The organism is Borreliella lanei, assembly GCF_014205895.1.
Lineage (GTDB): Bacteria > Spirochaetota > Spirochaetia > Borreliales > Borreliaceae > Borreliella > Borreliella lanei.
This window is the reverse complement of record NZ_JACHFC010000002.1, coordinates 64,788-80,495: the sequence shown is the minus strand read 5'-3', so window position 1 is coordinate 80,495 and position 15,708 is coordinate 64,788. Positions and strand designations below refer to the sequence as shown.

Here is a 15,708-nt window from a genome sequence, read left to right as displayed (position 1 = left end):
ATATGATGAGGTCTTTATATTCTGGTGTTTCTGGGCTTCAGAATCATCAAACAAGAATGGATGTTGTTGGTAACAATATCGCTAATGTAAATACAATTGGCTTTAAAAAGGGAAGAGTAAATTTTCAGGATATGATATCGCAGTCTATTTCTGGAGCTTCTCGCCCTACTGATGCTCGTGGTGGGACTAATCCAAAGCAAGTTGGATTAGGTATGAATGTTGCCTCAATTGACACTATTCACACGCAAGGAGCTTTTCAAAGCACTCAAAAAGCATCTGATCTTGGGGTTAGTGGCAATGGATTTTTTATTTTAAAAGAAGGTAAAAATTTGTTTTATACAAGAGCCGGTGCTTTTGATGTGGACTCTGATAGACATCTTGTAAATCCTGCAAATGGAATGCGAATTCAAGGTTGGATGGCAAGAGATTTAGAAGGTGAAAAGGTTATCAATACAGCTTCTGATATTGAGGATCTGATTATTCCTATTGGAGATAAAGAGGGAGCAAAGTCTACTAAAAATGTTACTTTTGCTTGTAATCTTGATAAAAGATTGCCCTTAATTCAAGAAGGTGCAAGTCCTGCGGATATTGCACGTGGAACTTGGGTTGTCAATAAGTCATTGTATGACAGTTTTGGGAATGTTAGTGTTCTTGAACTTAGGGTTGTAAAAGATCTAAATACTCCTAATTTATGGAATGCAACAGTGTTAATAAATGGCGAGCAAAATTCAAATTTTACACTTGGGTTTGACAATGAAGGAGCATTAGCTTCTTTAAATGGTCAACCAGGTCAAAAAGGAGATATTCTTCAAATTCCTATAACATTTAATGTTTTAGGCGCAAATGTAGGTGAGGTTGGTGAGCAGCAAACTGTAAATTTAAAATTGGGAACAGTTGGAAGCTATACCGATTCAATTACTCAGTTTGCTGATTCTAGTAGCACAAAGGCCATTATTCAAGATGGATATGGTATGGGATATATGGAAAATTATGAAATTGATCAAAATGGTGTTATAGTTGGTATTTATTCAAATGGAATAAGACGAGATCTTGGCAAGATTGCTCTTGCTTCTTTTATGAATCCTGGAGGACTTGCAAAATCAGGCGATACTAATTTTGTAGAAACAAGCAATTCGGGTCAAGTTAGAATAGGCGAAACTGGACTTGCTGGACTTGGTGATATTAGATCTGGTGTTTTAGAAATGGCTAATGTTGATCTTGCAGAGCAGTTTACAGATATGATAGTGACCCAAAGGGGATTTCAGGCAAATGCCAAAACTATTACCACTTCTGATCAATTATTGCAAGAACTTGTAAGATTGAAAAATTAATCTAATATTGTTTTTTAGCATATGATTTTTGTATCTAAGCTTAATGGTGATGGATATTATTTAAATCCTTATCATATTGAAAGTATTGAGTCTAATCCTGATACTACAATTCTTCTTATGAACGGTAAGAAGTTAATTGTGAAAGAAAAAGTTGAAGAGGTGGTCAATAGGATTAAGTTGTATAGGAAAGAAGTTGCTTCTTTTGAAAAAATTTTGGGAGAAGGAAATGGGGGCGTTGAATTATGAATTTAGCTAGTATAATTGGGTGGGGAGTTGGATTTGGGGCTATTTTAATTTCTATGGCATTTACTCCCACAGGGCTTGGTGTTTTTTGGGATTTAAGTTCTGTTTTTATTACTGTTGTTGGATCTTTTTCTGCTCTTATGGCTTCTTCAGAAGTTGTTGCTGTAAAAAAAATTCCAACGTATTTGGGATTTTTCTTTAGAAGAAATTCATATGCTAAGGTTTCTATTATAAAAATATTAGTAGAGCTTTCAGAAAAAGCTAGAAAAGAAGGTCTTTTATCTCTTGATGATGAACTTGAACAAATTAATGATCCATTTTTTAAGTCAGGAATGAGGCTTGTTGTTGATGGTGCAGATCCTGAGATAATTAGAACTATGCTTTATTTAGAGCTAGATCAAATGCAAGAAAGGCATAAGGTTGGTTCAGATCTTTTTAAAACTTGGGCAAAGCTTGCTCCAGCTTTTGGCATGACGGGTACTCTTATTGGGCTTGTAGCTCTTCTTGGCAATCTAGAGGATAAATCTGCGCTTGGTTCTTCTATGGCTGTTGCTCTTATTACAACTCTTTATGGAACTATAATGGCAAATTTAATGTTTACTCCTGTCCAGCTTAAGTTGGAAAAAATTGATTCTGAGGAGGCTGCAGTAAAGACAATGATAATTGAGGGTGTTTTATCAATTCAGTCTGGAGATAATCCTAGAATTTTAGAGCAAAAATTAATGACGTTTTTAACCCCCAAAGATCGAAGTCAGCTTAGTAGTAGTATTGGTGGTGAATAATGGCTTTGCGAATTAAGAAACCTTCAAAATGTGATGAAGGATCTCCAGATTATATGTTGACTTATGGAGACATGGTTACTTTACTGCTTGTGTTTTTTGTTACAATGTTTTCATTAAATGATATTATTTTTCAGGAAAATGTGATAAGAATAATGTCTGCTTCTTTCACAGGTGCGGGATTTTTTAAGGGTGGTAAAACTTTAGATTTTAGTAAATTATCTTATTTGAGTAATAGTTTTATGTCTTTGCCTTCTACTGTGCGCAATAAACAAGCATCTCAGACTGCTAAAAATAAATCTATGATTGAATTTATTGAGAAGATTCAGTCTAAAAATATTGTAGTTAGACAAGAAGAAAGAGGTATTGTGATATCTCTTGCAGCAGATGCATTTTTTGATTCTGCTAGTGCAGATGTTAAGCTTGAAGAGAATAGAGATTCTATTCAAAAAATAGCATCTTTTATTGGCGTTTTAAGCTCTAAAGGCTATAATTTTAAAATAGAAGGGCATACAGACAATATTGATACTGATGTAAATGGACCTTGGAAAAGCAATTGGGAACTTTCGGTCGCTAGATCTGTTAATATGCTAGAACATATTTTGAACTATTTAGATCAATCTGATGTTAAAAGCATTGAAAATAATTTTGAAGTATCTGGTTTTGGTGGAAGTAGGCCTATTGCAACAGACGATACCCCTGAGGGCAGAGCTTATAATAGAAGGATTGATATATTAGTTACTACGGATGCATCTTTAAGTTTCCCTAAGGAAATTAAGCAGTAAGTAATTCTTTTTAACTGTAAAGAAGAAATTAATAGGAGGAATTTTATTATGCCTAATAAGGACGATGAAAATTTAGATATGGGGGATTCCAATGTTAGCAGAAAAGGTGGTTTATTGCCTGATATTATAATAAAAATTTTACAGATACTTGCAATAGGAATATTTACTGTTGCAATAATGATAATTGTTTCTTATTTTGTGTCTAAAATGGTGGTAAGCCAAAGTGGAGCTCCTAGCGATTTTCCGGTTTTTTCTAATGAATATTTAGGAAAACCACCTATGCTTATATGGTATGAAAGTATAGATGAGATTAGAGGCAACACTTTAGATGTTCCTCCAAAAACTTTTGTTGTAAAGCTTGCTTTAGGGTATGCAGAAAATAATGTTAATATTCTTAATGAGCTTGGAAGACAAAAAGTGCGCTTAAAAGATATTATTAGAGAATATTTTAGCCAAAGAACTGGTCAAGAAATAAAGAATGAAAGTCAAATAAAAGCAGAAATTAAGGCAAGAATTAATAGTATTCTTAGAAATGGAGAAATAAAAGAAATAGCATTAACCCAAATTGATATTTTTGATATGTAATAAATTTAAAAGAATTTTAAATTTAAAGGAATTTTAAATGGCAAACAATCCAGGAGCTTTATCTCAAGATGATATAGATAGTCTTTTAGAGTCTATCAATTCGTCTGAAAGTTTATCCTTAGACGAATCCCTTTCTAATGTTATATCTAGTCCTACAGGCAAAAAGCAAAAAGTTAAGGTTTATGACTTTAAAAGGCCAGATAAATTTTCAAAAGAGCAGGTTAGGACAGTTTCAAGTTTTCATGAGGCATTTGCTAGGTATACTACAACCTCACTTTCTGCTCTTTTAAGAAAAATGGTTCATGTTCATGTGGCTTCAGTTGACCAATTAACTTATGAAGAGTTTATTAGGTCAATACCCAATCCCACAACTTTAGCGATAATAAATATGGACCCTCTTAAAGGATCTGCTATTTTTGAAGTTGATCCAACAATAGCATTTGCTATAGTAGATAGGCTTTTTGGGGGAGATGGAGACACGATTAAAGATAAAAGTAGAGATTTAACAGAAATTGAGCAGTCTGTTATGGAAAGTGTTATTATTCGTATACTTGCTAATATGAGAGAGGCTTGGTCTCAGGTGGTTGATTTAAGACCAAGATTTGGTCATATTGAGGTCAATCCACAGTTTGCCCAAATAGTTCCTCCTACAGAAATGATTATTTTAGTAACTCTTGAAGTTAAAATAGGAAAAGTAGAGGGGCTTATGAATTTTTGTTTGCCCTATATTACTATAGAACCTATTGTTTCAAAATTATCAACAAGATATTGGCATTCTTTGATTGGGGTTGGAACTACCAGCGAGAATCTTGATGCTTTGCGTGAAAAGTTGGAAAATACAGCTATGCCTTTGGTAGCAGAAATAGGGGAAGTTAAACTTAAAGTAAGAGAAATTTTATCGCTTGACAAAGGTGATGTTTTGAATCTTGAATCTTCTTTAATAAATAAAGATTTAACTTTGAAAGTTGGTACCAAAGAAAAGTTTAAATGTAGAATGGGTTTAATGGGAAATAAAGTTTCAGTACAAATTACAGAAAAAATTGGAGATATAAAAGGTTTTGATTTATTAAAAGAGCTTACAGAAGAGGTTGAGTGATAAGTTATTTTATTTATTAAAACTTAAATTATTAAGAGGTTAAATTATGAGTGTAGATGAAAAAAGCGATAATGGAGAAAAGCCAGAAATAAAGGGAGTTAAGCTTCCCGATTTAATTGACACTTTGCCGGAAGGAGTTGATCCTAGTAATTTTGGGCTTTTAATGGATGTATCTATGCAGCTTACTGTAGAGCTTGGAAGAACAGAGCGCAAAATAAAAGACATACTTGGCATGTCTGAGGGGACTATTATTACTCTTGATAAGCTTGCCGGCGAGCCTGTAGATATTTTAGTAAACGGTAAAATAGTTGCCAGGGGAGAAGTAGTTGTAATTGATGAAAATTTTGGAGTTAGAATTACTGAGATAATTAAAACTAAAAATGAATAATAAATTTTTATTTTTGGTTTTTTTAGCGTTTTCTAATTTTTTTACATATGCTAATTCACAAGAGCAGATGAATTCAATATCTGCCGATTTAGAGAATGAATCTAACTTGCCAATCTTTGAAGAGGATAAGGCAGATCTTGCTAGCAATGATAGTGCTCAGCCAGTTTCTCTTTTTAATATTTCAGATTTGGTTAAGATAGTTTTATTTTTACTTATTGCTTTTTTTATCTTTTTATTATTAAAAAAATTAATTTTTTATTCAAAAAAAAGCAAATATGAACAAAACTCTAATTTAATTAAGGAGCTTGTTTTTTACGAGATAGATGTTAAAAACTCAATAAGAATCATAAACATATTAGACAATGTTTACATATTTTTAGTTTCTAGCAATTCTTCTATTTTACTCAAAGAGATTAAATCTGAAGAAGAACTGGAAGATTTAAAACTCAGGCTTAGCAAAATTAATTATTCTGCTAAGAAAGATTCTTTTCAATCAATTTTTAAGAAGATGTTGCTCAAAAAAGAAGAGATTCCTTTTTCTGGGAATGATTATGTTAAACTTGAGAAGAAAATTGAGACTTCGCTTAAGGATAAACAAGATAGATTAAAAAAATTTTAGAGGGTTTATTTTGAGAAAGTGTTTTAATTTTTTTTTATTTTTTAGTGTAACAAATTTATCTTTTTCTCAAACAAAATCTTTGCAGACTACTAATGGTCTCAATTTTCCATTTTTAAATTTTGACAATATTGGTGGTTCAGAGATAGCTTTTTCTTTGCAGCTTTTGATTCTATTAACCATTATTACTCTTTCTCCAGCGTTTTTAGTTTTAATGACTTCGTTTTTGCGAATATCTATAGTTTTGGATTTTATTAGGCGTGCTTTATCTCTTCAACAATCTCCTCCTACTCAGATAGTAATGGGATTGGCTTTATTTTTAACCATTTTTACCATGTGGCCAACTTTTAATTCTATATATGAACAAGCTTATTTGCCCCTTAAAGAGTCAAAAATAAATTTTGATGAATTTTACAACAAGGGAATTGCTCCCCTTAGAATTTTTATGTATAAGCAGATGTCTGATGGGCGTCATGAAGAGATTAGATTATTTATGAGTATGAGTAATTATGACCGACCAAAAAATTTTAGCGAAGTGCCAACTCATGTTTTAATTGCAGCTTTTATTTTGCATGAGCTTAAAGTGGCTTTCAAGATGGGAATTTTAATATTTTTGCCTTTTATAGTTTTAGATATTATTGTTGCTTCTGTTTTAATGGCTATGGGTATGATAATGTTGCCCCCTGTAATGATATCTTTGCCCTTTAAGCTTATTCTTTTTGTAATGGTAGATGGCTGGACCTTAATTACTAGTGGTCTTATTAAAAGTTTTATGTAAGGTTATATATGACTGCAGGACACATTCTTTATTTAATTAGAATCTCTATTGAAAACATTATTATTTTATCAGCTCCAATGTTGATTATAGCTCTTATAGTTGGGCTTTTGATTTCAATTTTTCAAGCTATTACTTCAATTCAAGATCAAACTTTGAGTTTTATTCCAAAGATTATTGTTATACTTTTAACCATTGTTATTTTTGGTCCTTGGATTTTGAATAAGCTTATGCAGTTTACCTATATGATTTTTAGTCAATTGCAAAATGTTTAATTTATGACTAATTGTGCTATTGGGATGAAATTTTGAATTTAAGTTTTTTGGTTTTAAAATCTTTTACAATTTTACCCGTGTTGGTTAGAATTTTTATGTTTTTAAAATTTTCTCCATTTTTTTCAACAATAAAAATTGGATATTTTAATTTTTTCTTTTCTTTGATTCTCTCCGTAATTATTGTTGAAAAGATTAAAATTATCTACCCTTTAGACAATATGCTTTCTTTTACGTTAATTTTATTAGGAGAAGCTATTTTGGGCCTTATTCAGGCATTTTTTGTTAATATAATTTTTAATGTTTTTCATTTAGTTGGATTTTTCTTTTCTAATCAAATTGGGCTTGCTTATGCAAATATTTTTGATGTTTTTTCAGAAGAAGATAGCATGATTATTTCACAAATTTTTGCTTATTTGTTTTTGCTTTTGTTCTTATCAAGTGATTTTTTACTTCGTTTTTTTGTTGTTGGCATACACGATTCTGTTTTGAACATTAGGGTTGAACATTTAGTCAATATGAGAAATTCAGAATTTGTTAAGCTTTTGCTTCTGTCTTTTGGATTTCTTTTTGAAAAAGCTTTATTAATTTCGTTTCCAATATTGTCTTTACTTTTACTTTTTTATCTAGTATTGGGAATACTTTCAAAGTCATCGCCTCAGATTAATTTATTAATAATTAGTTTTTCAACCTCGCTATTTTTAGGGTTGTTAATTTTGTATATTGGATTTCCAAGCTTAGCAATATCTTCAAAAAGAGTTATTGAACTTGCATTAGATTCTCTTGCTAGTTTTTTAAAATTGTTTTCTAGAGTTTTAAAATAATGATAAAAGATGAATTTTTGATTAAAAGTTGGTATATTCCCCTTGATTTTTTTTCTGCAGATGATGAAGGAAGAACCGAATTACCTACTGACCAGAAAAAGCAAAAAGCAAGAGAAGAAGGACGGGTATTAAAGTCTGTTGAAATTAATACCGCTGTTAGTCTTTTATTGTTATTTGCATTGTTTTTTTTTATGCTTTCTTATTTTGCTTTAGATTTAGTAGCTGTTTTTAAAGAGCAGACCAGCAAGCTTCCTGAAGTTATGCGTATGAGTGTTTATGCTATGGGTTTTGCATATATTAGATCTATCATAGGTTATGTCGTTTTGTTTTTTTTTGCATCCTTGGCTGTTAATTTTTTTGTTAATATTATTCAAGTAGGCTTTTTTATGACTTTTAAATCTTTGGAGCCAAGGTGGGATAAAATTAGTTTTAATTTTTCCAGATGGGCAAAAAATTCTTTTTTTTCAGCAGGGGCTTTTTTCAATTTGTTTAAAAGTTTGTTAAAAGTTGTTATAATATGCTTGATATATTATTTTATTATAGAAAACAATATAGGCAAAATTTCTAAACTTTCGGAGTATACACTTCAGTCTGGGATTTCTATTGTGTTAGTGCTTGCCTATAAGATATGTTTTTTCTCAGTAATGTTTTTGGCAATTGTAGGGGTGTTTGATTATTTGTTTCAAAGATCTCAGTACATTGAGAGCTTGAAAATGACAAAAGAAGAGGTAAAGCAGGAAAGAAAGGAAATGGAAGGTGATCCTTTACTTCGATCTAGAATAAAAGAGAGAATGAGGGTTATTTTAAGTACCAATTTAAGAGTAGCTATTCCCCAAGCAGATGTAGTAATTACAAATCCAGAACATTTTGCAGTTGCTATTAAGTGGGATAGCGAAACAATGTTAGCTCCAAGGGTGCTTGCAAAAGGTCAAGATGAAATAGCTCTCACAATTAAAAAGATTGCAAGAGAAAATAATGTTCCTTTAATGGAAAATAAGCTGCTTGCAAGAGCTCTTTATGCTAATGTTAAGGTTAACGAAGAGATTCCAAGAGAATATTGGGAGATTGTCTCAAAAATTCTTGTGAGAGTATATTCTATTACTAAAAAGTTTAATTAGAGGTTCTATTGTTGGATGCTACGAAAAATTCTATATTAGGGTATTTGGGGCTTAATAATAAGTCTGATTTAATAATTTCGGTCGGTTTGATATTTGTTGTTGCTGGATTTATTTTGCCTCTTCCTGCAGTTATTTTGGATATTTTGATTACGGTTAATTTAGTAATAAGTCTTTTAATTATTTTAATTGTTCTTTATTCTAAGAGATCTCTGGATTTCTCTGTTTTCCCCACATTGCTGCTTGTGATGACTATTTTTGGACTCGTTCTTAATATTTCTTCTACTAGGTTAATTTTAACTAAAGGTATAAATTTTGATGGACAAATGATAAGAACATTTGGAACATTTGTTGTGGGTAGTTCTGGAATTCAAGGACTTGTTATTGGATTTATAATATTTATAATAATCATTGCTGTTCAATTTATTGTAATTACCAAGGGAGCAACAAGGGTAGCTGAAGTTGCAGCTCGGTTTGCTCTTGATGCACTTCCTGGTAAACAAATGGCTATTGATTCTGCTTACAGTTCTGGAAATTTGACAGAAGAAGAGGCTACAAGGCAAAAAAATGATTTACAATCAGAAGTAAATTTTTATGGAGCAATGGATGGAGCTTCTAAATTTGTATCAGGAAATGTTAAGGTTGGATTTTTAATAACCCTTATTAATATTCTTGGTGGTTTGTTAGTAGGAATAACTTTGCAGGGTCTTAACTTTAACGAAGCCCTTAATAATTATGTTTCATTGACAGTTGGTGATGGGCTTGTGTCTCAATTGCCATCTCTTTTAATTTCAACGGCTACAGGCTTGATTGTTACTAGGTCGATTTCAAAAAATAGTTTTGGTGGCGAGATTTTTGAGCAATTCACAAATCATTTAGGAATTTATTGGATTGTTTCTGGGTTTTTGTTTTTTTTAGCTTTTCTTCCTGGATTTCCAACTTTAATTCTTATGTTTTTAAGTTTGTTAATTGCATTTTTAGCTTACTCTCTTTCAGGAATAAGACATAAAGAAGAAATAGATAAAAAAATGAAACTTGAAGAAGAGCAAGCGTCAATTTATTCAGACAAAGATGTTGCCCCTGTTGTTCCGCTTGATCCTCTAGCTCTTGAGATTGGATATAATCTTGTTCCAATAGTTGATGATACAAAAACCTCTGAACTACTTGATCGTATTGTTAAGATAAGGCGTGAGATTGCATTTGAATTTGGAATAGTTGTGCCTAAGATTAGAATAGTTGATAATATGCGGCTTGAGCCCAATGCTTATTCTTTTAAGCTAAGAGGAGTTGAAGTTGGGCGAGGCGATATTAAGCTTGGCAAATTTTTGGTGATAAATGTTGGAATTGATTCTGGAATAGAAGGAGATCTTGTTAAAGATCCTTCATTTGGACTTCCTTCTCTTTGGGTAAATGATGATGGTCGAGAAACTGCTGAAAAATTAGGATATACTGTTGTAGATCCCCCTTCAATTATTGCTACTCATATGACAGAACTTATTAAAAGACATTCTTACGAAATTTTGACTCGTCAAGATGTTCAAAATACCCTTGATGTTTTTAAAAAAGATTATGGAGCTATTGTTGAAGAGGTCCTTAAGAATTTTTCAGTTGGTGAGATACAAAGAGTTTTACAGGGTCTTTTAAAAGAGCAGGTTTCAATTCGCAATTTGGTTACAATTTTTGAAACAATTGCAGATTTCACAAGTATTACTAAGGATATATTTTTCTTGATTGAAAAATGTAGGCAAGCAGTTGGAAGGCAAATAACTAGTGGGTATTTAGATTTGAATTCTGAGCTTAATGTAATAACTTTAAGCCCCAGTTTTGAGCAAATAATAATTGATTCTCGTGTAGAATCTAATCACGATCTTATAAGTTCAATTGATCCTAATTTAAAAACCAAATTTATTTATGAACTTTTCAAAGTTGTAAACGAAGTTCAAGCAGAAGGGTTTTATCCAGTTGTTCTCTCAAGCGAATCGTCAAGACCTATAATAAAAGTGATAACAAGTAGAGAGATTCCAGATCTTGTTGTTATGTCTGTTTTAGAAGTTCCCCAAAATATTAAAGTTAATGTTCTTAAAACAGTAGAGGTTGAAGAATAATATATGGTTCAGTATTTTACAGAAAAAGGTCCAACTTATAATGAAGTCATAGAGATAATTAAGAAAAAATATGGCAAAAATGCTAGGGTTATGACTTATAAAACCGTTCCCCATGGAGGAATTTTAGGTTTATTTAGCAAAGATTGGGTTGAAGTTTCAGGTTATGTTAGATATGACATTGGTAATCAACAGATTAATGTTGAAGATGAAAAGCGAAAGATTCTTCAAAGTATTAAAAGAGAAGAAAATTCTTCAATTGAAGATGTGCTTAAAGAAGTTAAGTCTCTTAAAACAGAGCTTGCTCATAAAAAAGAAAATATTAATCATCCAACAATTACAAAAATCGAAGATATTTTAAGAGAAAATGATTTTTCTGAAAACTATATTAAAGACATTAATGAGTTTATTAAGAGAGAATTTAGTTTGTCAGATCTTGATGATTATGAGAGGGTTAGAGAGGATGTTGTTTTATATATTGCAAAGACAATTAAATGTTCAGGATCTATTATTGATAATCTTAAGAAAAGGGTTTTTATTTTAGTTGGCCCAACAGGTGTTGGAAAGACTACTACGATTGCAAAACTTGCAGCAATTTATGGTATTAATGGAGAATCTAAGAGTTTAAATATTAAAATTATTACTATTGATAATTATCGTATTGGAGCTAAAAAACAAATTCAAACTTATGGTGATATTATGGGTATTCCGGTTAGAGCAATTGAGTCTTTTAAAGATTTAAAAGATGAAATTACTGATTCAAAGGATTTCGATCTTATACTTGTTGATACAATTGGCAAAAGTCCTAAAGATTTCATGAAGCTTGCTGAGATGAAGGAACTTCTTAATGCTTGTGGAAGAGATGCCGAATTTCATTTAGCTGTCAGCTCTACCACAAAAACATCAGATGTCAAAGAAATATTTCACCAATTCTCTCCTTTTAATTATAAAACTGTGATTTTTACCAAAGTGGATGAAACCACTTGTGTTGGAAATTTGATAAGTTTGATTTATGAAATGAAGAAAGTAGTTTCTTATGTTACGGATGGGCAAATTGTTCCTCATAATATCAGCGTTGCAGAACCACTTACTTTTATTAGAAGAATAAATGGCTACAGAATAAGCGATGATTCAGAGTTTATTAAGAAGATAAAAAGTAAATCTTATTATTAAGGAAAGTTATAATGGAAGATCAAGCTCAAAGTTTAAGAGATATGATGAGATTAAATGGTAAATTTAATTTTTCAGTTGATGAGAAAGTTCAAAATAGTAAAACAAGATTTATTGCTGTTAGTAGTGGTAAAGGTGGTGTTGGTAAAAGCAATATTGCAATTGGACTTGCTCTTAAATATTCTGAGCTTGGCAAAAAGGTATTAATACTTGATGCTGATATTGGAATGGCTAATGTTAATATTTTGCTTGGAGTTATTCCCAAGTATAGTATATATCATATGATTGCTCAAAGTCGTGATATCAGAGAAGTAATAACAAAGACCGAGTACAATATTGATCTTTTAGCCGGTGCTTCTGGTACAATGGAGCTTTTAGATCTCTCTGATGTTGATGTTAATAAATTTATCAAAGAATTATTAAAAATATATGAATATGATATAGTTGTAATAGATACTAGTGCTGGAATTTCAAGGCAAGTTATTTCGTTTTTACTTTCTAGTGACGATGTTGTTATTGTTACTACTCCAGAACCTACGTCGATTACCGATGCTTATGGAATAATAAAGGTTTTGTCTTATAAGATGGAGAATTTAAAAAATTTAAGACTTATTGTTAATAGAGTAGCTAATGTTAGCGAGGCTAAGGGAGTTGCTAAAAAGGTTATAGATATTTCGGGGCAATTTTTGAATTTAAATATTGATTATTTGGGTCATATTTATGAGGATCAAAACATTAGAAGCTCTGTTTTTAAGCAAAAGCCTTTTGTTTTGGTAAATCCAAATAGCAAAGCCAGCTATTGTCTTGATTCTATTGTTGCCACCCTTGAGGAGGTTTCTCTAGATAACAGAAAAAGAAGAGGGGTTATAGGTTTTATATTAAGGTTTTTTGGTGTGGAATAAGACATTATGTTTGCAAGCAGGGAATTAAAGTATATTTTATTAGCTAGTGTGTCAGCACTGTTTATTTCAGCCGCTTTAGGCTTGTTTTGTGGTTTATCATTTTTTACAATCTTAATGAGATCTTTATTACAGTTTGTATTTTTTTTTGTTATTGGACTTTTAATTGAGTATATCTATAAGAAATATTTATCGAATCTTTTTTCAACAGAATTGTCTAAAGATATGGAAAATAAGTTTCAAGATGATAAGAAGAGTGATAAGGATTTTAAAGAGAATCTTGCTTTTCAAAATAAAAATTCTCTTTATGAGAATTCTCAAAATAGCAGTGGTAGTGTTGATCTTATAGAAGAGATTAAAAAGTATAAATTTGATACAGAAGACATGAGTAGGGGGAGTAACAAAAATAAAAAAATGTCATTTATTGAAGATAATGATCCAAAAGTTGTTGCAGATGCTATTAAAACTTTAATGAGCAAGAAGGAATAAATATGGATGACAGGGCTATAAATTTTTCTGAACTTTGTGATAAAATGCGATCTTACTTGGAAAGAGAAAGTCATATTGATTTGATGGAAATAGAAGCAGATACTCTTGAAGAAGCCTTAAATGACGCTTCTTTGGAGCTTTCGGTGCCTTATAAAGAATTAGACTATGAGATTTTGTTAAAAGGCAGTAATGGTATATTGGGATATGGGAAGAAAAAATGGAAAATAGTTGCCTATAGGAATTCTTCTAGCAAGCCTAAAGTGTCTCTTGATTCAAAAAATGATTCAGGAGAAGAAGAGGCGATTTCATCAGATGGCGAATTTTTTATCAGGAAATCTTCAAAAGGTGTATTCCTAAAAGTTATCTCACCAAAAGGACAAGGAATTCCTATTAAGTATCAAGATGTTATTTTTAAATTAGAATTACATAGCAATATTGAAAATTTCAACAAAGACATTGTGAAAGGTATAGTTGAGAATGCTAGTGGATATTATGAAAAAATTGCTGATTTTGAATCTGATCCTTCTGAAAATGTTACAATGATGGTTCAAATATCAGAAAATTCAATGTCAGTTACCATTGAATTTACCGCGCCTGGAATTAATGGAGCTGAAATTTTTGCACAAGATATTTTCAATATCCTTAGAAAATATGGAGTAATAGATATTGCAATACTTAAGGATAAAGTAACAAAATTTGTGGATTATCCTGTTTATGGCGAGCCTGTTGAACTTGCAAGAGGGCTAGAGCCAGTAAAGGGCAAGGATTCTTATATTGATTTTATTGTTGATGAAAATAATAGGCTTGGTGAGTATGAGGTTTCAAGCATAGGATTTAGAAATGTAATTGAAGGTGAAGAATTGGCCAGAATTATTCCTTTTAGCAAAGGTGTAGATGGTTATACCGTTTTTGGCAAAGTGTTAAAATCAGAGAGTGGACAGGACATTAATTTTATTTTGGGTGAGAATACTTTTAGAGATGGTTATAAAATTCGGGCAAAATGCAATGGGTATATGTCTGTTTCAGATGGTGTAATATCTGTTCATAATATTTATTTAGTCAAAGGTGATGTTGGCCCTGCTACTGGGGATATAATAAATAATGGAATGGTTCTTGTACAAGGCAATGTTTTAGATGGATACAATATTATGGCTAAAAGTGGAATAGAAGTGAAAGGATTGGTAGGTCGGTGCAATTTAAAAACGGATGGGTCTATTATTTTTCATAGTGGTGTGAATGGTAAGGGCGATTCTAAAATTTATGCACGGGGCAATGTTAGGGCTAAGTTTTTAGAAAATGTTACTTTAAATTGTGGTGGGGAAGTTGAAGTTTTAAGAGGTATTGTGAATTCTTCAGTTTCTTCTAAAAAGAGAGTTCTTTGTATCGGCAAAAAATCAAAAATAGTTGGTTCTAATGTTTGTGCAAAAGAAGAGGTTAGGGCTTATTCTATAGGCTCTGATAGAAGTTGTGAAACTTGCATTGATGTTGGCTATGATCCTGAAATTAAAGATTTACTAACTAGGTTTACTAGTCATCTTGAAAAAATTGAAAAGCGATTAGAAGTTTTAACTAAAGATATTGTTGCTTTAAAAAAGAATATTGTGCTTATTACAGATAAGTCGGAAAAATCCCTAAAGATTGATAGTTACAATGAATTTGTTAATGAGAGTAAAATTCTTAGAATGGAAATAAAAATGATAGAGGCCAAGCGAATTGATTTGCAAAATGAGCTTGAAAATACTAAGATAGAGGGTAAAGTTTCTGTTGAAAATATAGCTTGTTCGGGCGTTAAGCTTTATATTAAGAATGCTTTTTATGAGCTTTCAAAAGATTATAACAACGTCACTTTTATAGAGGATGATAATTATATTAAAGTTATGACCTATATTCCTTTTAAGTCTAGGTGAATGATCTTTAATATAAGGATTTGTATATGGATACATTTGAAGTTTTTAAAATGTCTGTTGTTGGATCTTTTAAAGCCAGACAATTTTTAAGTGAAAGTAAAAAGCGCAAAAGATTAAAGATTAATCAAAGTGCTAGATTTAGATTTTTAAGAGATTGTCATACTGACTCTGAAGTTAATAATGTATATGTAGTTGATAAAGTCGAGGATGATTATTTGCTTTCGTTTCCAGTTAAAAAAAATAAGAATGAAGAGAAAGTAATGCTTAGTTTATATTCTGATAAATTTGAAGATCCTAAAATTGGTAAAAATGTTAATATTAAGAGATAAAAT

At 31.1% G+C, this 15,708-nt stretch carries 18 protein-coding genes; all 18 read left to right on the top strand.

Annotated features, from left to right (window positions below):
- The first annotated feature begins 2 nt into the window (after positions 1–2).
- The 18 genes from flgE to HNQ06_RS02485 are packed head-to-tail and all read left to right on the top strand — an operon-like array spanning position 3 to position 15,705.
- Positions 3–1,331, top strand: a complete 1,329-nt coding sequence (gene flgE / locus HNQ06_RS02570) for a flagellar hook protein FlgE (RefSeq protein ID WP_002660579.1) — start codon at positions 3–5, stop codon at positions 1,329–1,331.
- A gap of 21 nt (positions 1,332–1,352) precedes the next feature.
- Positions 1,353–1,577, top strand: a complete 225-nt coding sequence (locus HNQ06_RS02565; protein WP_184107392.1) for a flagellar FlbD family protein — start codon at positions 1,353–1,355, stop codon at positions 1,575–1,577.
- Complete coding sequence (locus tag HNQ06_RS02560) at positions 1,574–2,356, top strand: motility protein A (RefSeq protein ID WP_184107391.1); 783 nt, start codon at positions 1,574–1,576, stop codon at positions 2,354–2,356. Before HNQ06_RS02565 ends, HNQ06_RS02560 begins: the two co-directional genes overlap by 4 nt.
- On the top strand, positions 2,356–3,138 hold the full coding sequence (gene motB, locus HNQ06_RS02555) for a flagellar motor protein MotB (RefSeq protein ID WP_184107390.1): 783 nt from the start codon (positions 2,356–2,358) through the stop codon (positions 3,136–3,138). The genes HNQ06_RS02560 and motB overlap by 1 nt, the downstream gene beginning before the upstream one ends.
- Before the next feature lie 48 nt (positions 3,139–3,186).
- Complete coding sequence (gene fliL / locus HNQ06_RS02550) at positions 3,187–3,723, top strand: flagellar basal body-associated protein FliL (protein WP_002556878.1); 537 nt, start codon at positions 3,187–3,189, stop codon at positions 3,721–3,723.
- Between the two features lie 37 nt (positions 3,724–3,760).
- Positions 3,761–4,819 carry a flagellar motor switch protein FliM gene (gene fliM / locus HNQ06_RS02545; RefSeq protein WP_002656446.1) on the top strand — a complete coding sequence of 353 codons (1,059 nt, stop codon included), beginning with the start codon at positions 3,761–3,763 and terminating at the stop codon, positions 4,817–4,819.
- Between the two features lie 46 nt (positions 4,820–4,865).
- Positions 4,866–5,207 (top strand): flagellar motor switch protein FliN, encoded by a 342-nt coding sequence (gene fliN / locus HNQ06_RS02540; protein WP_014023523.1) that lies wholly within the window; start codon positions 4,866–4,868, stop codon positions 5,205–5,207.
- Positions 5,200–5,826: a flagella biosynthesis regulatory protein FliZ gene (locus tag HNQ06_RS02535; RefSeq protein ID WP_184107389.1), complete on the top strand. Its 627-nt coding sequence runs from the start codon at positions 5,200–5,202 to the stop codon at positions 5,824–5,826. Before fliN ends, HNQ06_RS02535 begins: the two co-directional genes overlap by 8 nt.
- 10 nt (positions 5,827–5,836) lie before the next feature.
- A complete protein-coding gene (fliP, locus tag HNQ06_RS02530; protein WP_184107388.1) occupies positions 5,837–6,601 on the top strand; it encodes a flagellar type III secretion system pore protein FliP in 765 nt (254 codons plus the stop codon).
- Between the two features lie 8 nt (positions 6,602–6,609).
- Positions 6,610–6,873: a flagellar biosynthesis protein FliQ gene (gene fliQ, locus HNQ06_RS02525; RefSeq protein ID WP_002556873.1), complete on the top strand. Its 264-nt coding sequence runs from the start codon at positions 6,610–6,612 to the stop codon at positions 6,871–6,873.
- A gap of 32 nt (positions 6,874–6,905) precedes the next feature.
- Positions 6,906–7,694: a flagellar biosynthetic protein FliR gene (fliR, locus tag HNQ06_RS02520; protein WP_184107387.1), complete on the top strand. Its 789-nt coding sequence runs from the start codon at positions 6,906–6,908 to the stop codon at positions 7,692–7,694.
- Positions 7,694–8,812 carry a flagellar biosynthesis protein FlhB gene (gene flhB, locus HNQ06_RS02515; protein ID WP_184107386.1) on the top strand — a complete coding sequence of 373 codons (1,119 nt, stop codon included), beginning with the start codon at positions 7,694–7,696 and terminating at the stop codon, positions 8,810–8,812. The genes fliR and flhB overlap by 1 nt, the downstream gene beginning before the upstream one ends.
- Before the next feature lie 8 nt (positions 8,813–8,820).
- Complete coding sequence (flhA, locus tag HNQ06_RS02510) at positions 8,821–10,914, top strand: flagellar biosynthesis protein FlhA (protein ID WP_184107385.1); 2,094 nt, start codon at positions 8,821–8,823, stop codon at positions 10,912–10,914.
- Positions 10,915–10,917: 3 nt separating this feature from the next.
- The gene (flhF, locus tag HNQ06_RS02505) at positions 10,918–12,084 is read left to right on the top strand and encodes a flagellar biosynthesis GTPase FlhF (RefSeq protein ID WP_014023517.1); all 1,167 of its coding nucleotides are present in this window, start codon (positions 10,918–10,920) and stop codon (positions 12,082–12,084) included.
- 11 nt (positions 12,085–12,095) lie between these two features.
- Positions 12,096–12,983 (top strand): MinD/ParA family protein, encoded by an 888-nt coding sequence (locus HNQ06_RS02500; RefSeq protein ID WP_002556868.1) that lies wholly within the window; start codon positions 12,096–12,098, stop codon positions 12,981–12,983.
- Between the two features lie 6 nt (positions 12,984–12,989).
- On the top strand, positions 12,990–13,469 hold the full coding sequence (locus HNQ06_RS02495; RefSeq protein WP_184107384.1) for a hypothetical protein: 480 nt from the start codon (positions 12,990–12,992) through the stop codon (positions 13,467–13,469).
- Between the two features lie 2 nt (positions 13,470–13,471).
- Positions 13,472–15,376: a FapA family protein gene (locus HNQ06_RS02490; protein ID WP_184107383.1), complete on the top strand. Its 1,905-nt coding sequence runs from the start codon at positions 13,472–13,474 to the stop codon at positions 15,374–15,376.
- Between the two features lie 26 nt (positions 15,377–15,402).
- Entirely contained in the window at positions 15,403–15,705 is a 303-nt protein-coding gene (locus HNQ06_RS02485) for a hypothetical protein (RefSeq protein ID WP_184107382.1), read from the top strand.
- Positions 15,706–15,708: the final 3 nt, after the last annotated feature.